The sequence below is a fragment of the Hydrogenophaga sp. genome (assembly GCF_030656115.1).
Lineage (GTDB): Bacteria > Pseudomonadota > Gammaproteobacteria > Burkholderiales > Burkholderiaceae_C > Hydrogenophaga.
Window position 1 is genome coordinate 45184 of sequence record NZ_JAUSOO010000005.1, and the last position, 20253, is coordinate 65436.

Below are 20253 nucleotides of genomic sequence, written 5' to 3' on the forward strand. Positions count from 1 at the left end.
TGGGTTTCAAATGGAACGCGTGACTCTTCGGACATTGGCAGCTTTTCACGTGTTTCCGTCCGGCACGAACACGTAGCCCACGCCCCACACCGTCTGCAGGTAGCGCGGTGTGGCTGCATCTTCTTCGATGAGCTTTCGCAGGCGCGACACCTGTACATCCAGACTTCGGTCAAACGGTTCGAATTCCCGCCCGCGCGCCAATTGAGCCAACTTTTCGCGAGAAAGCGGTTGGCGCGGGTGGCGCACCAAGGCTTTGAGCATGGCGAATTCCCCTGTGGTCAGCGAAAGATCTGTGCTGTCCTTGCGCAAGGTGCGCAGGCTCATGTCAAATTCGAATGGGCCAAACTTCACCACTTCCTGGTCTTTCGATGGTGCTCCAGGCACTTCGGTTGGCGGGCGGCGGCGCAGCACCGCGTGGATGCGGGCCAGCAACTCACGCGGGTTGAAGGGTTTGCCCAAGTAATCGTCTGCGCCCACTTCCAAGCCCACGATGCGGTCCACATCCTCGCTTTTAGCGGTCAACATGATGATGGGTGTGCGGTCGCCGTTGGCGCGCAAACGCCGACAAATAGACAGACCGTCTTCACCGGGCATCATCAAGTCCAGTACGATCAGGTCCACAGTATCGCGCTGCAGCACTCGGTTCAGAGCTTTGCCGTCTTCTGCCAGCATCACCTCGAAATCTTCTTGCATCAGGTAGCGGCGCAGCAGGTCGCGGATACGCACATCGTCATCGACGACCAAAATCTTGTTGGGGCGGACATGGTTTTGTGACATGGCAACAACTCCAAAAATGTAACAAACACGATTGTGGCAGCGCCAAGTGCTTGTCAACAAACGTTTTTTATTTTTCTGACATGTTGTTACAGAAGTTGCTGCCAGGGGCTTGCAACTTCACCGTGCGCACACAACACAATGGTTCAATACATTTACTTGAGCAGACCATGAAGTTGAACCCGTTGGTCGCCATTTTTGCTCTGATACTGAGTCCGGCTGCTGCTGGGGCCGCAGACGTCCAAAAATTGTCCGATCCCATAGACCCGTTGGCTTTTGGGAAGAGCCTTTCCATTGACGACGGTGGACATCCTAGCCTTCTGCCGTTGCGCGAGGTGCTGAGCCAGCCTGTTGAGCGCTTGAACGGGTTTTTGAAGCCATACCGACTCTCCGCCGAGGAGCGCGAACACATGCGTGAGCAGGTTCGAAGCCAGTCTTCTCAAGCACTAAACCACAAATAAACCCCACCTATGAGACGTTACCCCAAGCCTTTGTTTTTTTCCCGACGCCCGCTGCTTGCCTTGGCGTTGTTGTGCGCATCTGCTGCGGCCCATGCGCAAATCACGCCACCGCCCGCCAACGTGGTGCAGCTGTCGGCCAGTGGGTTCAAGGAGGTTCAGCAGGACTGGCTGTCGATGAGTTTGAATACCACCAAAGAAGGTCCCGATGCAGGTACCGTTCAAAATCAGCTGAAAGTGGCTCTGGATGCGGCGCTGGCGGTGGCCAAGGCTGCAGCGCAGCCACAGCAACTTGAAGTCCGTACCGGTCAGTTCACACTGTATCCCCGCTACAGCAGCAGCGGCAAGATCAATGGTTGGCAAGGCAGCACCGAAATGGTGCTGGAGGGGCGCGACTTTGCCCGTATCAGCGCAACCGCAGGCAAGATACAAACGTTGACTATGGGCCACGTCGGTTTCAGCCTGTCCCGTGAAGCGCAGCAGGCACTGGAGTCCGATGTGCAGGCCATGGCCCTGGAGCGCTTTAAGTTGCGAGCCAATGAAATTGCAAAGGGGTTTGGATTCGGTTCTTATTCTCTGCGCGAAATTGCTGTCAGCTCAGCGGATCAAGGTGGTGGCTACGTGCGCCCTCGGGTTATGGCTATGGAAGCCAAGGCGGCCATGTCGGACGCACCGATCGCGGTGGAAGCCGGGAAAAGCATGGTGAATGTGACCGTTTCTGGAACTGTTCAGTTGCGCTGAACCTTTCTGGGTGGAACTGTCGCAATGGAAAGTCAGGGGCCTTTTTATTGATGCGCCCAGCACGGGCGCACACCTGTGGGTGCAAGCCCCGCTGCGAGCGGGTCACCGTGAGCAAAGTGGAATGCAACTGGGTGAGGGTGACTGGAGCGTGGGAAGGACGTGTGAAGCGTAAACACGTGAGCCGATGAACAAGAGCCGCATGGAAGGCGTTGCCATGCAGGGTGAGTGGGCCAGAATCCGCGAAGCTCTTGTGACCAAGGCGAAGTGGCGGCGGTTGTGCGGTGACGGTGCGTTCAAGGCCCAATAAAGTTTGAACTCTGCCTGATGTTCATCATTAAAGAGTCATGGAAGAAGAAAGCGCAAAAAGTCAAACGCAGGAGCAACTTCACAAACGCAGCAAGCAAGTCGTGAGGCTGTACAGGCAAGGCACGAAGATCATGCAATCGTCATGATGACCGGGCTGAGTTACCCACGGTAGTGTCAAACTATTTGTCCCCGGGCAAGCCAAGTCGCTGTGGTGTGGGACCGCTTCGAGATCGTCTACACACCCAAGCATGGTCGCCAGCTCAACATGGCTGCGATTGAGGTCAACTTCACGGCGAGCCCTTGCCTGGGGTGGCGCATGGACAACATCGAGACCATACGAAACGAGGTCGCAGCTTGGCAGGCACGCCGTGACAACCTACATGCCAGAGTCAACTGGCAGTTCACGACCAAGGACGCCTGCGGAAAGCCCAATCGCCTCTACCCGACAACTTTCCCGTGACGGGACAGTAGAGCCGCTGGTAGAGAAATTCAGGTCCAGCCTGTTGTGCTGGGATGCTTATTTTGGGTTGGCGCAAACGACCAAGGTCTGGCGCGAGCTTGAAGAGTGGTTGCGTCACCGGCTCAGAGCGATCCCGAACTGCTCAACAGCGAGCAGACCATTGCGGATTTTGGTGGATTGGGGTTGCCAAGGCTGCCGTAACCTCAAGCTCACGAACCACCCGGTGCGGATGGACACGCGTGCCGGGCAGGGTGGCAGGCGGCTGCGATGGTCGGCGCTCTCCTATGCCGATCCAGCGCGCTTACTGAGAAACCCAGCCGCCGTCCATGTTCCAGGCCACGCCGCGCACATTGGAGGCCGCTGGTGAGCAAAAAAATACGGCCAGTTCTCCCAGCTCCTCTGGGGTGGTGAACTGCATGGACGGCTCTTTTTCGCCCAGCAGCACCTTTTGGGCTTCGTCGTTCGACACGCCCAGCGCCACCGCTTTGGCGTCTACCTGCTTTTGCACCAACGGTGTCAGCACCCAGCCAGGACAAATGGCATTGCAAGTGACGCCAGAGGTGGCGTTTTCCAGCGCAGTGACCTTGGTCAGACCCACCACGCCGTGCTTGGCGGCCACGTAAGCCGATTTCTCAGCCGAACCCACCAGCCCGTGTACTGAGGCCACGTTGATGATTCGCCCCCAGTTGGCCTTCTGCATGGCGGGTAGTGCCAGGCGCGTGGCATGAAAGGCACTGGTGAGGTTGATGGCGATGATGGCGTCCCACCGGGCCACGGGGAAGTCTTCAATCCGGGCCACGTGTTGAATACCGGCGTTGTTCACCAGAATGTCCACTTGGCCAAACTCGGCAGCGGCGTAGGCCATCATGGCCTCAATCTCATCAGGCTTGCTCATGTCAGCACCGTGGTAGGCCACCTTGGCCCCGAGGGCCGCGATCTCGGCCTTGGGGCCTTCCACATCACCAAAACCGTTCAGAACAATGTTGGCGCCCTGGCGCGCAAGCGCCTTGGCAATGCCCAGTCCAATTCCGCTGGTTGATCCGGTGACAAGGGCCGTTTTGTTCGCAAGCATGGCGTGAACTCCAGTTCAATTACGATAGGTTGAAAAACACTTCAAGCATTATCACGGAGCCTAGGGAAGGAACGATCCATGCAGCAGCCTACACGCCACTTTCTGCCCGTCAGCGGCCCCGTCGCGCGTGACGGTGGTTCCCGTCGCATGGCCTATTGGGATTGGCCGGCGCAGCCTGCAGCGGACAGCCGCCGCGTGGTCATCTGTGTGCATGGGCTCTCGCGCCAGGGACGTGACTTCGACGCACTGGCGCAGGCCCTGCAGCCCTATACACGGGTGCTGGCCGTGGATGTGGCTGGTCGGGGCGAAAGCGACTGGCTGGCCGATCCCATGGCCTACCAAGTGGGCACCTACGCGGCTGATCTGGCTGCGCTGGTGCTCAAACTCCGTGCCGAGCATCCCGAGGTGTTGATGGACTTTGTGGGCACCAGCATGGGTGGGCTGATTGGCATGGCGCTCGCAGCACAGCCTGGGCTGGGCCTGCGCCGGCTGGTGCTGAACGACGTGGGCCCGGTGATCCAGTGGGAGGCCTTGCAGCGCATTGGTTCCTACTTGGGTCTAGACCCCTCGTTTGCCAGCGAACAGGAAGCGGTTGACTACCTCGCATCCATTTCCCCCGGTTTTGGGCCTCACACGCCAGCGCAGTGGCTTGCGCTCTCGCGCCCCATGCTGCGCGAGCGCAACAGCCGCTGGTGGCTGCATTACGACCCGGCCATTGCCGAGCCATTCAAGGCGCTGGTGGGCATGGCCAATGAAGCGGCTGCTCGGCAAACCGTGCGCGACGGTGAAACTGCGCTTTGGGAGCTTTACGACGCTATTGCGGCACGCACACTGTTGCTGCGAGGTGCCGATTCGGATCTGCTTACCCACGACACCGCAGCCAAGATGGCCAGCCGGGGGCCGTGCGCGCGCTGCATCGAATTTGCCCACGTGGGCCATGCCCCCACACTCATGGTCCTTGACCAGATTGCCGCCGTTCAAGAATTTTTGGGGGCGCCCTGACCGGCTGCCTTGTGACTGTCCATGAAGCGTTCTTCTGCCTCTGCACTGCCTGACGCGGTGCCTCAGCCCTCAGCGCCCCCGAGCCGCGCTGCGATGCCATCGGCCATCGTGACGGCCACGTCGGACAGCCTGCCGCACCACGCGCAAGCTTTGTTCCGTGCGCGAGCCTTTGCCGAGCCCCTGCTGGCTTCCGAGCAACTCGATACCGGTGAAAATATTTTGGCGCACGCCGATGCCGTGGCCGCCATCCTGAACGACATTGGTGGCTCCGAAGCCATGCAGGCGGCTTCCTATTTGGTCTACGCCTGCCAGCACCTGAACCGTCCACAAGAGGTGATTGCCAAGGCTTTTGGCGACAACTTCGCTGCACTGGCGGTTGAAACCACCAAGCTTGTGCAGTTGCAGCGCCAGGCCAGGGTGAAAACGGCCCAGGTGCAAGCCAAGAAAGAAGAAGAGCGCCAGGCGGCACAAGACCAAGCCTTGCCGCTGATTTCACCGGGCAAGACCCCGGTGTCCGAATTGGCTGCCAGCCAGACGGAAAACGTGCGCAAAATGCTGCTCGCCTTCTCGCGCGACCTGCGCGTGGTCATGCTGCGTCTGGCCTCCCGCTTGCAGACGTTGCGCTACTTTGCCGCCAGCAAGGGCAACCCGGGCGAGGCCATGGCCAGTGAGTCATTGCATGTGTTTGCGCCGCTGGCGAATCGGCTCGGTATCTGGCAGATCAAGTGGGAAATGGAGGACTTGGCCTTCCGTTTTCTGGAGCCCTACACCTACAAGCAGGTGGCCCGCCTGCTGGACGAAAAGCGTGCCGAGCGTGAGACGCATGTCGAACAGGTGCGATTGCAGCTGGAGCAAGACCTGCTGCGCCAGGGCGTGACAGCGTCCGTACAAGGGCGTCCCAAGCACATCTACAGCATCGTCAAAAAGATGCGCGGTAAATCGCTGGATTTTGACCAAGTGTTTGACATCCGCGCCCTGCGTGTGGTGGTGCCGCAGGTGGACGATTGCTACGCGGTGCTGGCGCTGGTCCATGCCCAGTTCACGCCGGTCACAGAAGAGTTTGACGACTACATTGCCAAACCCAAGCCAAACGGCTATCAGTCGCTGCACACCGTGGTGCGCGACAGCCAGGGCAGAGCGTTTGAGATCCAGATCCGTACCCAGGCCATGCACGACCATGCCGAACACGGCGTGGCCGCCCACTGGGCCTACAAAGAGGCCGGCGCCAAGGGCTATGCCGGTGTGTCGGCCAGCTCCGAATACGACGCGAAAATTGCCGTGCTGCGCCAGTTGCTGGCTTGGGAGCGCGACCTGAGTGGCACTGGGCAGGGGCTGTTTGACGACCGCATCTACGTGCTCACCCCCGATGCCGCCATCGTGGAGTTGCCTCAGGGCGCCACTGCGGTGGACTTTGCCTATACCGTGCACACCAGCCTGGGCCACCGGTGCCGTGGCGCGCGGGTCGATGGCGCCATGGTCACCCTGAACACACCGTTGCAAAACGGACAAACTGTGGAGATCACCGCAGCGAAAGAAGGCGGTCCTTCGCGCGACTGGCTCAATGCCGATCTGGGTTATCTGGTCAGTCACCGGGCCAAAAGCAAGGTGCGGGCGTGGTTCAACGCGCAGGCCATGGAAGAAACCGTGGCCCGTGGGCGCGAAGCGGTAGAAAAGCTGCTGCAGCGAGAAGGCAAGACAGCGCTGAAGCTGGACGATCTCGCCGTTTCCATGGGCCTTTCATCGGCCCAGGAGTTGTTTGAGCAAGTGGGCAAAGACGAGCTGTCCGTGCGGGCCATCGAGACCCATCTGCGTCCGGCCGAACCAGTCGCGGCAGCGGAAGACATTCCGCCCTGGTTGAAGAAACCCCGCAAACAGCCCGGCCGCTCACCGGGTGGTGTGCTGGTGGTGGGTGTGGACTCGCTCATGACGCAACTGGCCAAATGCTGCAAGCCTGCACCACCGGACGACATTGGCGGTTTCGTGACGCGCGGTAAAGGTGTCAGCATCCACCGTGCCGATTGCACCGATTTCGCGCACCTGCAACGCAAATCGCCTGACCGCGTGATCGATGTGCAATGGGGTGGGTCAAGCAACTCCAGCCGAGGCGAGGGGGCTTACTATCCCGTCGATGTCGCGGTGGAGGCGCTGGACCGCCAAGGCTTGCTGCGCGATATTTCAGATGTATTCGCTCGCGAAAAAATGAATGTGATCGGTGTGCAGACCCAATCGGTCAAGGGGATCGCCTGGATGACCTTTACCATTGAAGTGGCAGACGCGCGCCAGGTGGCGCGGGCCATGTCGGTGGTCGGCGATGTGGCTGGCGTGCGGGTGGTCAGGCGCAAATGAGTTCGTCATCTTGAAAAGACGATCAAAATACTGCTATAATTTGAGACTTCGAACGGTTTGTAGGCGCGTAGCTCAGCTGGTTAGAGCACCACCTTGACATGGTGGGGGTCGTTGGTTCGAGTCCAATCGCGCCTACCAAAATGCCCTTGTAATTCATTGAGTTACAAGGGCATTTTGCTTTCTGGGTCGCCGCTTCATGGTGGTTGCTGTTTCTCCATCGCTCCCCATGATTGAAACGCAATGCAAGCGCCCATGTGCTTGTGGGCTACCGTCGGGAAAACCCACGGAGACGTTTGTCAGCTTGGGTTTTTAGAATGTGCCGTATCCTTTGCCCCACAGACGGGCTCTGAACCGTCACATACTGAAAGACTTTTCGTGCAAAAAAACAAGGCCGAGGCCGGCTCTTCTCCTGCAGGCGTTGTGCGGGTGATCAAAAAGTATCCGAACCGTCGTCTGTACGACACCGACACCTCGTCCTACATCACCTTGGCCGAGGTCAAGTCGTTGGTCATGGACAACGAGCTCTTCGTGGTCCGCGACGCCAAGACCAACGATGACCTGACGCGCAGCATCTTGCTGCAGATCATTCTGGAAGAGGAAACCGCAGGCGTGCCCATCTTTACCGAGCAGGTGCTGGCCAACATCATCCGTTTCTATGGCCACGCCATGCAGGATTTCATGGGTACGTACCTGGAAAAAAACGTCCAGATCTTTATGGACTTGCAGAATAAGATGACCGAGCAGACCAAGGGCCTTAACCCCGAAGTATGGAAGCAGTTCACGAATGTACAGTCTCCTTTGATGCAAGGCATGATGGGTACCTACATGGAGCAGTCGCGCAGCGCGTTCACGCAAATGCAAGAGCAAATGCAAAAAAACAGCGAACAGATGATGGCGGCTCTGGGGCTGAAGCGGTAGTTTCCCGCAGCGCCCTGGCGGCGTATGCGGTTGCGGTCAGTCTGAGACAATCGGCACATGATTGAAACTGTTGCCACACCGGGCGCTGCGGCGCCGAAAGTCGGTTTTGTCAGTTTGGGCTGTCCCAAAGCGCTGACCGACTCCGAACTCATCCTGACTCAGTTGAGTGCTGAGGGTTACCAGACTTCCAAAACATTTGCGGGTGCCGATCTGGTGATCGTCAACACCTGTGGCTTCATTGACGATGCCGTCCGCGAAAGCCTGGACACCATCGGCGAGGCTCTGGCTGAGAACGGCAAAGTGATTGTGACGGGCTGCCTGGGTGCTCGTACCGGCGACGACGGTGACAACCTGGTACGCAAAATGCACCCAAGTGTGTTGGCGGTCACGGGTCCACACGCCACGCATGAGGTGATGACGGCGGTGCATCTGCATTTGCCCAAGCCGCACGATCCTTTTGTGGATCTGGTGCCGGCCCAGGGCATCAAGCTGACGCCGCGCCACTACGCCTATTTGAAAATCAGCGAAGGCTGTAACCACCGCTGCACCTTTTGCATTATCCCGTCCATGCGGGGTGACTTGGTCAGTCGTCCGATTGGCGATGTGCTGACCGAGGCGCGCAAGCTGTTTGAAGCGGGTGTCAAAGAATTGCTGGTGGTCAGCCAGGATACGTCTGCCTATGGGGTGGACATGCAATACCGCACGGGTTTCTGGGATGGCAAACCGGTCAAGACGCGCATGCTGGACTTGGTGCGTTCGCTCGGCGAACTGGCCAAAGGCTATGGTGCCTGGGTGCGCTTGCATTATGTGTATCCCTACCCGCATGTGGACGAGATCATTCCGCTCATGGCCGAAGGCCTGTGCCTGCCTTACCTGGATGTGCCCTTGCAGCACAGCCACCCCGATGTGCTCAAACGCATGAAGCGTCCAGCCAGTGGAGAAAAGAACCTGGAGCGCATTGCGCGTTGGCGCGAACTGTGCCCTGAGATTGTGGTCCGAAGCACCTTCATTGCGGGCTTTCCCGGCGAAACCGAGGCCGAGTTTCAGCACCTGCTCGATTTTGTGCAAGAGGCGCAGATCGATCGGGCCGGCTGTTTTGCTTTCTCACCCGTCCAGGGCGCGGCTGCAAATGCGTTGGACAACCCGGTTCCCACCGAAGTCCGTGAAGAGCGCCGTGCACGTTTCATGGCGGTGGCGGAAGCTGTGTCGGCTGAAAAATTGCGCCAGCGCGTGGGTGCAACCATGCAGGTGTTGGTAGATTCGGCACCAGGCTTGGGTAAAAAAGGTGGTGTGGGCCGCAGTTATGCCGATGCGCCTGAGATTGATGGTGTGGTGCGCTTGTTGCCTCCCGAGAAAATCAGCAAGACCCTGAAAGTGGGTGAGTTCACCAAGGCGCGGATTGTGGCGGCCGAGGGGCATGATCTGCTGGCGGTGCCGTTCTGAGTGGCTGGCTGGTGTGCGTCCACCGGTGTTCTGGCGGCTGGCCATCAGAACACCCGCCCATTGAGTGGGCGCGCTGAGCCGAAAGGGGGCGGTGTGGATGGGGTCTGGACGCCGACCTGCTGGCATCGCTCACACCACGATGAGTTCCCATGCGAGGCACTGACGGCGTTTACCAAGCGATTGGGCAAAGAAAAAGGACTTGCCAACACATGTCAGCAAGTCCTTGAATCTTTGGTGCCCAAGAGAGGACTCGAACCTCCACGCCTCTCAGCGCTAGTACCTGAAACTAGTGCGTCTACCAATTCCGCCACCTGGGCATCTCAGGAAAGATCGAATTATACGGTGTTTTTTGCCTGTTTTCGAAAGAGCGTTGCAGATATCGGTGCTCGCACCCGCAGCCGTATTCTTGCCGGGTATCTCAGCCGTTTTGCGAGTGCAAAAGAAAAGGGCTTGCCAACTTTTACGTCGGCAAGCCCTTATGATCGTGGTGCCCAAGAGAGGACTCGAACCTCCACGCCTCTCGGCGCTAGTACCTGAAACTAGTGCGTCTACCAATTCCGCCACCTGGGCATCTCAGGAAACCGCTAGTATAGCATTTAAAAAATTTCCAAAATAATAGTGAACGAAAAGAACAGCCTGTTGGCCGAATTTGAAGGTGTGGTTTCTGGGCATCGCGATGGACACGGTTTCGTTGTGCGCGATGATGGACAGGCCGACATCTACCTTCCCTCCAACGAAATGCGTGCCGTCCTGCACAAGGACCGTGTCAAGGCGCGCATCGTGCGCCTTGACCGCAAGGGCCGCCCCGAGGGCCGAGTGACCGAGATCGTTGAACGCTCGAACTCCCCCATCATTGGCCGCCTGCTGCAGGAAAGCGGCGTCTGGCTGGTGGCGCCCGAAGACAAACGCTACGGCCAGGACGTCTTGATACCGAAAGGCGCGATTGGCTCTGCCAAGGCAGGGCAGGTGGTCGTGGTCGAGTTGACCGAACCACCCGCGCTCTATGGGCAGCCGGTGGGGCGCGTGAAAGAAGTGCTTGGTGACATCGACGATCCGGGCATGGAAATCGAAATTGCGGTGCGCAAATACGATGTGCCGCACGAATTTTCTGATGCGGCGCTGGCCCAGGCGCGCAGTTTGCCCGATCACGTGCGCGCATCAGACCACTTGCACCGTGTTGACTTGCGCGATGTGCCCCTGGTGACCATTGACGGTGAAGACGCGCGCGACTTTGACGATGCGGTGTACTGTGAACCGGCCAAAGTGGGGCGGGGCAAGGGCTGGCGTTTGCTGGTGGCGATTGCGGACGTGAGTCACTACGTTGAAACTGGTTCGGCCATCGACGTCGATGCCTACGACCGCGCTACCTCGGTCTATTTCCCGCGCCGCGTGATCCCCATGCTGCCCGAGAAGCTGTCCAACGGTCTGTGTTCATTGAACCCTGGCGTCGAGCGGCTCTGCATGGTGTGTGACATGCTGGTGAACGCCAAAGGCGAGATCCACGCGTACCAGTTTTATCCGGCTGTCATGTTCAGCCACGCCCGTTTCACCTACACCGAGGTGGCTGCTATCTTGCAAAACACCCGGGGCCCCGAAGCGGCTCAGCGCAAGGCGCTGGTGCCTTACCTGGTGAATTTGCACGACGTGTACCGGGCTTTGCTGGTGGCGCGCCAGGTGCGCGGTGCGGTGGATTTCGAAACGGTGGAAACCCAGATCGTTTGTGACGAGTCGGGGCGGATTGAAAAGATCATTCCACGCACCCGCAACGACGCTCACAAACTGATTGAAGAAGCCATGCTGGCCGCCAACGTGTGTTCGGCGGATTTCATTGGCGAAGGCAAACACACCGGGCTGTTTCGAGTGCACGAAGGCCCCACGCCAGAGAAGCAGGACATTCTGCGCAACTACCTCAAGGCGATGGGCGTGACGCAGACCATCAGCGACAACCCGCACCCGTCGGAGTTCCAGAAGATCGCGAGCGCCACCAAGGACCGTCCCGAGTCGCAGCAAATTCACACCATGCTGCTGCGTTCGATGCAGCAGGCCATCTACACGCCGCTCAACCAAGGCCATTTTGGCCTGGCGTTTGACGCCTACACCCATTTCACCAGCCCGATTCGCCGTTACCCCGACTTGTTGGTGCACCGGGTCATCAAGGCCATCTTGGCGGGCAAGCGCTACCAGTTGCCGGTGTTGCCGACACCGGGTGAAGCGCATGCCAAATTGAGCAAGCGGCTGGCCAGCCGCGTCAAGCCGCCGGTGGCGGGTGAGCCGGTGAAAAAGCCTTCGGTCGACACGTTGGCCTGGCAGGCGGCCGGGCTGCATTGCAGCGCGAACGAGCGCCGTGCAGACGAAGCCAGCCGCGATGTGGAAGCCTGGCTCAAGTGCAAATACATGCGAGAGCACCTGGGCGAAGAGTTCAGCGGCGTGGTGACTTCGGTGACGAGTTTCGGCTTGTTTGTCACCTTGGACGCGATGTATGTTGAGGGTCTGGTGCACATCACCGAGCTCGGCGGTGAGTACTTTCGGTTTGACGAAGCGCGCCAGGAGCTGCGCGGGGAGCGCACTGGTATTCGCTACGCACTGGGTTCGCGGGTGCAGGTACAGGTTAGCCGGGTAGACCTGGACGGGCGCCGCATTGATTTCAGATTGGTCAACGACAACGATGGCATGGCGCTGCGCGCCATGCGCGACAAGACTGGGCAAGCCGACACGGACGAGGTGGTTTTGGGTCGTGCGGGTAAGCCGCGCCGTGATCGCAAAAATGAAGATGCTACATCCAGCACTTCAGGGGTTGCGCCGTTGCTGCCTGTGCTGGAGGTGAAGCCCTCGGCACACAAGGCAGCGAGCAAAAAGTCGGAGCGCAGTAATGCCAGGGCTGCATCCGGAAAGCCTCGCAAGAGCCGTCGATAGGTCATAGATGATCAGCCTGGACAGGGTGTTCACCCGCCCCGCAAGCCTCGGGCGTCGAAGGAGGGTGGTGCAGCCGAGAGGGCTGCAATATACCCGTTGTGCTTGAACCCAAATGACGACAATTCTGAGCCACAAGTCTGAGTGGCTGCTGAACCACCTCTTCGGATTGGGGGCAGCATTCTTGTTTTTTTCCGGGCTGCGGCGATGGCCCTCGAACCCTGTGCGCCCAGGGCGTCCTTGTCGTTGGTGGATTGCCGATGGCTCGTTCGCTGTTCTGAAACACGCGCCTTAAACTCGGTCCATTTTTGGGTGGAGCGATCACGCGCCAGCCTTTATTTTTTTGATTGCCCACAGGAGCCTGTATGCGCGTTGGTTTTTTCCTGCTCGACACTTTCTTTTTTTTCTTGGCGGGAGCGGCTCTCTTACGCGCCTGGATGAACCACCAGCGAATCCACATGTCGGCCCAGCCAGGGCGCTTGGTGATTGCCGTAACCGATTGGCTCGTTGTGCCTGTGCGCCGCATTCTGCCCCGCAGTTTGGTACAAAGCCGCATGGACTGGGGCAGTCTGATGGCGGCACTGCTGTTTGCCCTAGCTTATGGTGGTTTGTGGTTGATGCTGGCCTCTACCCTAACGCAGGTGGATGCTTCGCCGACTGCGGTGTTGCTGGCGATTTCTACCCTGGCCATCAAACTTTTGCTGCGCACTTTGTTGCAGGGTTTGATGATGATGTTGCTTGTCTACGCTGTGTTGTCGTGGATGCAGCCTCAGTCCCCCGTGCTTGGTATGTTGGACCGTCTTTGCTCCCCTGTGCTGCAGCCTGTGCGCCGTATCGTACCGACGGTGGGCGGTGTTGATTTGTCGGTATTGGTCTTGATTATCTTGTTGCAAGTCGGTCTGATGTTGCTGGGTTGAGTTCGCTGCGCACATGCATAGCTGACCTTGCACAGGATTTGGCAGAAGTCAGCGAAGTAGTCGGTCCGACCGTGCCGAAAATCGTCCGAATGTCGTTCAAAAACTCCCATAAGAATCAATTATTCAGGATGAACGACTTGAGATCCGCAGGGGTGCTCAGTAGAGGGCGGAAAGCGTTGACCGGGTAGACGCTGCAATTGAAGCGGAACGTGAATTCGTTGAGGTTGGCTTCCAAGTGTTGCGGGATGACGCCGTGGTGAATGCCCGGTAAGGAGTCACGCAGCGGTCCTTGACATGTTCAGTTTCATCGAGGTAAGCGGTAAAAAAAGTCCTCCTACCCAGCTTTACCATTCGTTTGCTCCTGTCAAATGCTGCACACAGCTGCGGCCTGAGCAACAATTCAGACCCCCATGCGACCAATTTACCCAACCCAACGCGAGTCATTGTTCAATGTCGCGACCACGCGATTCATGGAGCAATGGGCTGCGGCCAACCAGCCTCCCCACCGCTTGATGACCCTCGCAGGCGTGGCTGTAGCGCGGTTGGCGCGCGCGCTGGTACCGCATGCAGGCTGTATCTGGATCGCTTGCGGGCCTGGCAACAACGGTGGTGATGGTTTGGTGGCTGCAACCCACTTGCATCGTTGGGCGCAAGCACGCGGCGGCTCACCACAGGTGGTAGTCACACACTGGACAGGGCCACACACACAGACCCTCCCGTTTGACGCAAACAATGCGCTGCGCGAAGCGAAAGCCGTTGGTGTCCAATTTGCAGCCGAACCGCCTGAGGCTTTTGACTTGGCGATTGACGCCATGTTCGGTATTGGATTGGCACGAACACCAGAAGGTCTTGCAGCGCAATGGATTGCCCGTTTGCGCACAGCTCCTCAAACCGTACTGTGTGTGGACGTGCCTAGCGGACTTGATGCAGACACAGGCACCTGGCTTCCTTTGCCGGCTGCAACCTTGGGAGCTGCAGGCGTGCGCCACACACTGTCTCTGCTGACCATCAAGCCTGGCTTGTTTACGGCCTCTGGCCGGGATGCAGCAGGTCAGGTCTGGTTTGACGACCTGAACGTTTCGCCATCAACAGATACCCTGCCCACAGCCTACCTTAACGGGTGGATAAACGTGGCGGCGGTTCGAACACATCAACCCCATGTAAACCATAAGGGAAGTTTTGGAGATGTGGTGGTGATAGGTGGACAGAACATAGCGGTTAACGGATCGGGCATGACCGGGGCGGCTGTGCTCGCAGCCCGTGCCGCTCTTCACGCGGGTGCTGGCCGAGTGTATGTCGGTCTTCTTGAGGCCCGAGCTCCTGCGGCCCGTGCTGCGAGCTGGGACCCCGTTAGCCCCGAGCTAATGTTTCGTGACACAAAAGCCCTGCTGAAAAGTCCCTTGCTGACCACTGCTGCGGTGGTATGCGGGTGCGGTGGGGGCACTGAGGTCGCCAAGGTTCTGCCACAAATTCTGTCCGATGCTCGCTTACTTGTATTGGACGCCGACGCCCTCAATGCCATCACCAATGACAGCGCCCTTCAGGCACATCTCAGTCAACGCAGTTCAAAAGGTGGGTTCACCGTGCTCACTCCCCACCCCCTGGAAGCGGCAAGACTGCTGGGCTGCAGCACAGATGAGATCATGGCCAATCGCCTTCGAGCCGCGCAAGCCATCAGCGACCGATTCGAATCGGTGTGCGTGCTGAAGGGCTCGGGCACTGTGATAAGCGCCCCGGATCAAACACCGCTGATCAATCCCACCGGCAATGCAGCCTTAGGAACAGCCGGTACCGGTGACGTACTCGCCGGCATGCTGGGGAGCTCCCTGGCGCCACCAGAATCTACACCAGAACAACGTCGAGACAGGCTGGCTCGGGCCGTGTTTCAGCACGGCTGGCTGGCCGACCACTGGAGCCGACCAGGGGAAGCACGAAGCGCAGTGAAGGAAGACGGACCAGCGTTCAGCGCAAGTCGGCTGGTAAACCAAGTTCGCCCAGTTCAATAGCCCTAAAACGGCAGTTAAGGGTACTCTGAAAACCCACGGCTGGTGGCCAAGGGCAAAGAAGTCAAATGTGCTGTGTCTCAGAAGGCGCAGGACAACTTCAAAGCACGGATACGGCAACTTATGCGCCGCAGTGGCGGGCGTAGTTTGGAGCCGGTGGTGGAGAAGCTAAGGTCCTACGGGCTGGATTGGCCGGCGTACTTCGGGCTGGCGCCAACCGCCCAAAGTCTGGCGAGATCTGGACGAGTGGCTGCGCTATAGACTGCGGGCTATTCCAGCCAAGCACTGGATAAGGCTCGGGACGATCTGCCGTGCGCTCAGAACGCTGGGGGCCAGCGAGGAGTGACCAAATAGGTGGAGAAACAGCGCCAAGCTGCTCAACAGCGTGCTGACCATTGCGTACTTGGATTGGCTGGGGCTACCAAGAATGTCCCGACCTCAAACTCTCGAACCGCGCGCTGCGGACCCGCATGCCGGGTGGTGTGGCAGGGGTGCCTCCTATGATGGCGGCCCCTATGTCGATCGTGAAAAGGATGACGCCCGTTCTATTCGTTACAGACCGAATCGGGCAGGGCTGTAGCCTGTCAGATCGATATCGGGTGCGCTGGCGCGCAGGTGGTCTGCCAGTGCGCGCGCGCTACCGCAGGCCATCGACCAACCGCTGTCTCCATGTCCCATGTTCACCCACAGGCCGGGCAACCTGGTCGGCCCCAATACAGGCAGGCCATCGGGCAGACAGCCTTGCGTCCCTTGCCACTCTTGTACGGTGCCGTGCATGCCCCCCATGCTGGCAGCACCTGGAAACCAGTCAGACAATACTTGGTAAAGGCGTTTCAATTCGCTGGCCGAATTGACGCCTGTCGTTCCCCCTATTTGGTGTCCGCCAGAGATGCGTACCCGTTGCCCTAACCTTGCTATCGATACCTGCTGGTGTGCGTCAAGCACTGCTGACAGAGGTGCGTCCAGTGGCTCGCGTACAGCGGCGCTGATGGAGTGACCCCAAACGGGCAACAAAGGCAACCGAAGACCAAGCGGACGCAGAAGCGCCGCACCTGTTGACCCTGCACAGATCACGGCACCGTCAAAGCGCACAGTCATACTGGTACCAAGTATGGTGTTGTTGGATGTGTGGGTCAATGTCACGGTCGGTCCAGCATCCAATGACAGGCGGTTGACAGTGGCGCCAAATTCGAACCGGCAGCCTAGTTTCTGTGCCTCGGATTTCAGCTGCAACGCAAATTGGCGAGCATTGGCCGAAGCCTCGCCGGTGATTTCTAGAGCAGCATGCAGTGCTGTCTCGGCGTTGAGTGCCGGCTCTCGCATGCGGGCCTGCCTGGCCGATAAAACCTGGTGATTCCAGCCGATGCTCGCCATGATTTGCAGCGCAGCCTGGGCTCTGACTTGGTCTTGTTCGGTCCGCCAGAGCACCAACATGCTCTCTGTGCGGTCGTAATTCAGTTGCAGTGTTTTTGTTAAAGACCGCATTCGTTCATGGCTGTAACCCGTCAATTGGTGGGTGTTCCGTTGCTGGCTGGCATATCGGTCTGACTTGCCTGCGCGCAGCCAGTTCCAGATCCACCCCCACTCTGAGTCACGCGGCAAGCGGGTCAACGGCAGTGCTCCACCGCCACTGGCCCATGGCATTAAGGCTCGGACACGGTGGTCGTTCATCCCTGTAAACGCGTTCCAACCGGGTGCAATCAGGCTGCCGTTTGCGAAACTGCTTTCCTCTGCTGCGGTGTTGCGACGCTCAAATACAGTCACTTCATGCCCGTCCAGAGTCAATTCGTAGGCGGTGGTGATGCCTATAACGCCTGATCCAATAACAGCGAGCTTCAAAACAGCCTCCTGTTGGTGTAAGAGCAACGGGTCAAGCTTGCTGAAAGGTGGCTACGGACGCACTGAAGGCGATTGCGAGGCATGAAAAAAAGCTAAAACTTCCACAGACACTGGCAGAGGCCGGCGCCAGGGATGGGGGTTGAGGGGCGTTTCCCGTGCGGCTGCTATAATCGAACGGCTTTGCTGCTAGCGTGTTCGCCACAGCCGTGGGTAAGCGCGACGAGTGCAGAAAGGTCAATCGCAAACCAGTCCAACCAGGTGTTTCTTGGGAGTGAAAGTGCAAAAGCGTTGCATACCCAAGTGATCGGGGCTGGATTTTAGTCTTAACCTCTGGAAAGAAATTTTATGTCTATCTCCATGCGCGAAATGCTGGAAGCTGGTGTCCACTTCGGTCACCAAACCCGCTTCTGGAACCCTAAGATGGCTCCGTACATCTTTGGTCACCGCAACAAAATCCACATCGTCAACCTCGAAAAGACGTTGCCGCTGTTTGAAGATGCCGCCAAGTTTGTGCGCCAGTTGACCGCTAACCGCGGCACCATCCTGATGGTAGGCACCAAGCGCCAGTCGCGCGAAATCGTGGCTCAAGAAGCTCGTCGCGCTGGGGTGCCGTTTGTTGATCAGCGTTGGCTCGGTGGTATGTTGACCAACTTCAAGACGGTCAAGACCTCGATCAAGCGACTGAAAGAGATGCAGGCTCAAAAAGAAGCCGGTCTGGACAGTATGTCCAAAAAAGAGCAGCTGACCTTTTCCCGTGAAATGGAAAAGCTGGAAAAAGACATCGGTGGCATTCAGGATATGGCTGCTCTGCCTGATGCCATCTTCGTGATCGATGTTGGTTTTCACAAGATTGCCGTGCTCGAGGCTCAGAAGCTGGGCATCCCGCTGGTTGGTGTGGTGGATACCAACCACTCGCCGGTGGGTATTGACTACGTCATCCCTGGGAACGACGACTCGGCCCGTGCCGTGGCGCTGTATGCCCGTGGCATTGCTGACGCCATCCTCGAAGGCCGCAACAGCGCCGTCAATGACCTCGTCAAAACAGTCGTCGCCGAAGGCAATGACGAGTTCGTGGAAGTCAAGGAAGACGCAGCCGCCTGATTGCTGCTCTTTCAAGAAAGAGGGGCTCATGGGCCCCTTTTTCACAAGTCAACTGGATCAATTGAACGATGCGTGCTGCCGGCTGAGGCGGCGCGGTCAACGGAGAACTTAAAAATGGCAATTACTGCAAGCATGGTCGCTGAACTGCGCGCGAAGACCGACGCACCGATGATGGAGTGCAAAAAAGCGCTGACCGAAGCCGAAGGCGACATGGCCAAGGCCGAAGAACTGTTGCGCGTGAAGCTCGGCACCAAAGCCGGCAAGGCCGCCAGTCGCGTGACGGCTGAAGGCGTAGTCACCAGCTTCATCGAAGGCACCACGGGCGCCATGGTTGAAGTCAATTGTGAAACCGACTTTGTGACCAAGAATGACAGTTTTCTGGCGCTGGCCAACGCCGCTGCGAAACTGGTGGCTGAGCACAATCCAGCCGATCTGGCCGCCTTGGGCGGACTGCCTTACAGTCAGGACGGTTTCGGCCCAACCCTGGAAGAGGTGCGCAAGGGTCTGATTGGCAAGATCGGCGAAAATATGAGCTTTCGCCGTTTTAAGCGCTACAGCGGTGCTGGCAAAGTGGCTGGCTATCTGCACGGCACGCGCATTGGTGTGCTGGTCGAGTTTGATGGCGAAGAAGTGTCTGCCAAGGACACAGCGATGCATATTGCAGCCATGAAGCCCGTGGCGCTGACCAGTGCTGACGTGCCTGCCGAGTTCATTGAGCGCGAGCGCTCTGTGGCCACAGCCAAGGCTGATGAAGCGAACAAAGAGCTGGTGGCTGCAGGCAAGCCGGCTCAGAGCGACGAGATTGTGGCCAAGCGCATTGATGGTGCTGTGCAGAAGTACCTCAAAGAAGTGTCCTTGTTCAATCAGCCTTTCGTAAAGAATGACAAGCAGACCGTTGAGCAGATGCTTAAAGCTGCGGGTACCACCGTCAAGGGTTTCACCCTGTATGTGGTGGGCGAGGGTATTGAGAAGAAGGTGGACGATTTCGCTGCTGAAGTTGCAGCCCAGGTGGCAGCCGCCAAAGGCGCCTGATACCCGGCGGGGCTGGCCCGTGCCCCTGCTGACAAGATACAACGGGCCGCAAGGCCCGTTCTCTTGTGGGGTATCAGGTTTTAACAAGGGTGATAGGGGGTTGGCGTACTGAGCGATGCCCGTCTCGCTACACTTGATGGTTGAGAGTTTTGTTTTGCATTCGAGAAAGTTGTTCCATGCCAGCCTATAAACGGATTCTGCTGAAGTTGTCGGGCGAAGCCCTAATGGGTGATGATGCCTTCGGTATCAACCGGGCCACCATCGTGCGCATGGTGGAAGAAATCGCAGATGTCACTCGCCTGGGTGTTCAGGTCGCCATTGTGATCGGTGGCGGAAACATTTTTCGTGGCGTAGCAGGTGGATCGGTCGGCATGGACCGTGCCACAGCCGACTACATGGGCATGTTGGCCACCGTGATGAATTCGTTGGCTCTGGCTGACACCATGGACAAAGCCGGTCTGGTGGCCCGTGTGATGTCCGCGATTTCGATTGAGCAGGTGGTTGAGCCTTACGTGCGCCCTAAGGCCCTTCAGTACCTTGAAGAGGGGAAGGTCGTGGTGTTCGCTGCCGGTACCGGCAATCCGTTTTTCACCACCGACACTGCTGCAGCACTGCGTGGCGCTGAAATCGGTGCTGAAATTGTGCTGAAGGCCACCAAGGTGGACGGTGTGTACAGCGCCGACCCGAACAAAGACCCGCTGGCTACGCGCTACGCCAGCCTTTCCTTTGACGAAGCCATGGCAAAAAACCTGCAGGTGATGGACGCCACGGCGTTCGCACTTTGCCGCGATCAGAAGCTGCCCGTCAAGGTGTTCTCGATCTTCAAGCCCGGCGCGCTGCGCAATGTGGTGCTGGGCGGGGACGAAGGCACGCTGGTTCATGTTTGATGCCCTGCAGGCATCGCCAACCCAAGACGCAGTGAGGAGTATTC

At 58.5% G+C, this 20253-nt stretch carries 16 protein-coding genes, 3 tRNA genes and 3 pseudogenes; 16 read left to right on the forward strand and 6 right to left on the reverse strand.

Translation table 11 applies throughout. The features are described from left to right. Positions 1-45: 45 nt before the first annotated feature. Positions 46-777 carry a two-component system response regulator OmpR gene (ompR, locus tag Q7J58_RS00450; protein WP_304821834.1) on the reverse strand — a complete coding sequence of 244 codons (732 nt, stop codon included), beginning with the start codon at positions 775-777 and terminating at the stop codon, positions 46-48. Between ompR and Q7J58_RS00455 the strand changes: the two genes are divergently transcribed. From Q7J58_RS00455 to Q7J58_RS00475, 5 genes and pseudogenes are all read left to right on the forward strand, one after another. Continuing rightward, complete coding sequence (locus Q7J58_RS00455; RefSeq protein WP_304821837.1) at positions 771-1235, forward strand: hypothetical protein; 465 nt, start codon at positions 771-773, stop codon at positions 1233-1235. The genes ompR and Q7J58_RS00455 overlap by 7 nt on opposite strands. A gap of 9 nt (positions 1236-1244) precedes the next feature. Continuing rightward, positions 1245-1973 carry an SIMPL domain-containing protein gene (locus Q7J58_RS00460; protein ID WP_304821840.1) on the forward strand — a complete coding sequence of 243 codons (729 nt, stop codon included), beginning with the start codon at positions 1245-1247 and terminating at the stop codon, positions 1971-1973. Between the two features lie 344 nt (positions 1974-2317). Next, positions 2318-2445 (forward strand): annotated as a pseudogene (locus tag Q7J58_RS00465) (IS630 family transposase); the annotation flags it as partial. Between the two features lie 45 nt (positions 2446-2490). Next, positions 2491-2739 (forward strand): annotated as a pseudogene (locus Q7J58_RS00470) (IS630 family transposase); the annotation flags it as partial. Then, positions 2660-3106 (forward strand): group II intron maturase-specific domain-containing protein, encoded by a 447-nt coding sequence (locus tag Q7J58_RS00475; protein WP_304821942.1) that lies wholly within the window; start codon positions 2660-2662, stop codon positions 3104-3106. The pseudogene Q7J58_RS00470 and the gene Q7J58_RS00475, both read left to right, overlap by 80 nt. Here Q7J58_RS00475 and Q7J58_RS00480 read toward each other — a convergent pair. Next, a complete protein-coding gene (locus Q7J58_RS00480; protein ID WP_304821843.1) occupies positions 3041-3811 on the reverse strand; it encodes a 3-hydroxybutyrate dehydrogenase in 771 nt (256 codons plus the stop codon). The genes Q7J58_RS00475 and Q7J58_RS00480 overlap by 66 nt on opposite strands. 78 nt (positions 3812-3889) lie before the next feature. Between Q7J58_RS00480 and Q7J58_RS00485 the strand changes: the two genes are divergently transcribed. The 5 genes from Q7J58_RS00485 (at position 3890) to rimO (ending at position 9520) form a co-directional block, all read left to right on the forward strand. Next, entirely contained in the window at positions 3890-4813 is a 924-nt protein-coding gene (locus Q7J58_RS00485) for an alpha/beta fold hydrolase (RefSeq protein ID WP_304821846.1), read from the forward strand. A 93-nt stretch (positions 4814-4906) separates the two neighbouring features. Continuing rightward, positions 4907-7159: a bifunctional (p)ppGpp synthetase/guanosine-3',5'-bis(diphosphate) 3'-pyrophosphohydrolase gene (locus tag Q7J58_RS00490; protein ID WP_304821945.1), complete on the forward strand. Its 2253-nt coding sequence runs from the start codon at positions 4907-4909 to the stop codon at positions 7157-7159. Between the two features lie 61 nt (positions 7160-7220). Next, a tRNA-Val gene (locus Q7J58_RS00495) sits at positions 7221-7297 on the forward strand. Between the two features lie 237 nt (positions 7298-7534). Then, positions 7535-8077 carry a polyhydroxyalkanoate synthesis repressor PhaR gene (gene phaR / locus Q7J58_RS00500; protein ID WP_304821849.1) on the forward strand — a complete coding sequence of 181 codons (543 nt, stop codon included), beginning with the start codon at positions 7535-7537 and terminating at the stop codon, positions 8075-8077. Between the two features lie 57 nt (positions 8078-8134). After that, positions 8135-9520: a 30S ribosomal protein S12 methylthiotransferase RimO gene (gene rimO, locus Q7J58_RS00505; protein WP_304821852.1), complete on the forward strand. Its 1386-nt coding sequence runs from the start codon at positions 8135-8137 to the stop codon at positions 9518-9520. A 232-nt stretch (positions 9521-9752) separates the two neighbouring features. Here the strand turns inward: rimO and Q7J58_RS00510 are convergent. Continuing rightward, positions 9753-9837: transfer RNA gene (locus Q7J58_RS00510), tRNA-Leu, on the reverse strand. A 168-nt stretch (positions 9838-10005) separates the two neighbouring features. Beyond that, a tRNA-Leu gene (locus tag Q7J58_RS00515) sits at positions 10006-10090 on the reverse strand. A gap of 48 nt (positions 10091-10138) precedes the next feature. Between Q7J58_RS00515 and rnr the strand changes: the two genes are divergently transcribed. Both rnr and Q7J58_RS00525 read left to right on the forward strand, forming a co-directional pair. Then, complete coding sequence (rnr, locus tag Q7J58_RS00520) at positions 10139-12433, forward strand: ribonuclease R (protein WP_304821856.1); 2295 nt, start codon at positions 10139-10141, stop codon at positions 12431-12433. Between the two features lie 362 nt (positions 12434-12795). Next, complete coding sequence (locus tag Q7J58_RS00525) at positions 12796-13347, forward strand: YggT family protein (RefSeq protein ID WP_304821859.1); 552 nt, start codon at positions 12796-12798, stop codon at positions 13345-13347. A gap of 157 nt (positions 13348-13504) precedes the next feature. Here the strand turns inward: Q7J58_RS00525 and Q7J58_RS00530 are convergent. Next, positions 13505-13630 (reverse strand): annotated as a pseudogene (locus Q7J58_RS00530) (IS1595 family transposase); the annotation flags it as partial. Positions 13631-13859: 229 nt separating this feature from the next. Between Q7J58_RS00530 and Q7J58_RS00535 the strand changes: the two are divergent. Then, positions 13860-15353: an NAD(P)H-hydrate dehydratase gene (locus Q7J58_RS00535; RefSeq protein ID WP_304821948.1), complete on the forward strand. Its 1494-nt coding sequence runs from the start codon at positions 13860-13862 to the stop codon at positions 15351-15353. Positions 15354-15902: 549 nt separating this feature from the next. Here Q7J58_RS00535 and Q7J58_RS00545 read toward each other — a convergent pair. Beyond that, complete coding sequence (locus tag Q7J58_RS00545) at positions 15903-17189, reverse strand: FAD-dependent oxidoreductase (RefSeq protein ID WP_304821862.1); 1287 nt, start codon at positions 17187-17189, stop codon at positions 15903-15905. 345 nt (positions 17190-17534) lie between these two features. Here Q7J58_RS00545 and rpsB point away from each other — a divergent pair, with 345 nt between their 5' ends. From rpsB to pyrH, 3 genes are all read left to right on the forward strand, one after another. Then, on the forward strand, positions 17535-18290 hold the full coding sequence (gene rpsB / locus Q7J58_RS00550; protein ID WP_304821865.1) for a 30S ribosomal protein S2: 756 nt from the start codon (positions 17535-17537) through the stop codon (positions 18288-18290). A 114-nt stretch (positions 18291-18404) separates the two neighbouring features. Beyond that, entirely contained in the window at positions 18405-19322 is a 918-nt protein-coding gene (tsf, locus tag Q7J58_RS00555) for a translation elongation factor Ts (RefSeq protein WP_304821953.1), read from the forward strand. 176 nt (positions 19323-19498) lie between these two features. Then, on the forward strand, positions 19499-20209 hold the full coding sequence (gene pyrH, locus Q7J58_RS00560) for a UMP kinase (protein ID WP_304821868.1): 711 nt from the start codon (positions 19499-19501) through the stop codon (positions 20207-20209). The last annotated feature ends 44 nt before the right edge of the window (positions 20210-20253 follow it).

What these genes read in the sequence shown, in the direction of transcription:
- ompR (WP_304821834.1), bottom strand. Translation starts at nt 777, where the DNA reads ATGTCACAAAACCATGTCCGCCCCAACAAGATTTTGGTCGTCGATGAC.
- Q7J58_RS00460 (WP_304821840.1), top strand. Translation starts at nt 1,245, where the DNA reads ATGAGACGTTACCCCAAGCCTTTGTTTTTTTCCCGACGCCCGCTGCTT.
- Q7J58_RS00475 (WP_304821942.1), top strand. Translation starts at nt 2,660, where the DNA reads ATGCCAGAGTCAACTGGCAGTTCACGACCAAGGACGCCTGCGGAAAGC.
- Q7J58_RS00480 (WP_304821843.1), bottom strand. Translation starts at nt 3,811, where the DNA reads ATGCTTGCGAACAAAACGGCCCTTGTCACCGGATCAACCAGCGGAATT.
- Q7J58_RS00485 (WP_304821846.1), top strand. Translation starts at nt 3,890, where the DNA reads ATGCAGCAGCCTACACGCCACTTTCTGCCCGTCAGCGGCCCCGTCGCG.
- Q7J58_RS00490 (WP_304821945.1), top strand. Translation starts at nt 4,907, where the DNA reads ATGCCATCGGCCATCGTGACGGCCACGTCGGACAGCCTGCCGCACCAC.
- rimO (WP_304821852.1), top strand. Translation starts at nt 8,135, where the DNA reads ATGATTGAAACTGTTGCCACACCGGGCGCTGCGGCGCCGAAAGTCGGT.
- Q7J58_RS00525 (WP_304821859.1), top strand. Translation starts at nt 12,796, where the DNA reads ATGCGCGTTGGTTTTTTCCTGCTCGACACTTTCTTTTTTTTCTTGGCG.
- Q7J58_RS00535 (WP_304821948.1), top strand. Translation starts at nt 13,860, where the DNA reads ATGACCCTCGCAGGCGTGGCTGTAGCGCGGTTGGCGCGCGCGCTGGTA.
- rpsB (WP_304821865.1), top strand. Translation starts at nt 17,535, where the DNA reads ATGTCTATCTCCATGCGCGAAATGCTGGAAGCTGGTGTCCACTTCGGT.
- tsf (WP_304821953.1), top strand. Translation starts at nt 18,405, where the DNA reads ATGGCAATTACTGCAAGCATGGTCGCTGAACTGCGCGCGAAGACCGAC.
- pyrH (WP_304821868.1), top strand. Translation starts at nt 19,499, where the DNA reads ATGCCAGCCTATAAACGGATTCTGCTGAAGTTGTCGGGCGAAGCCCTA.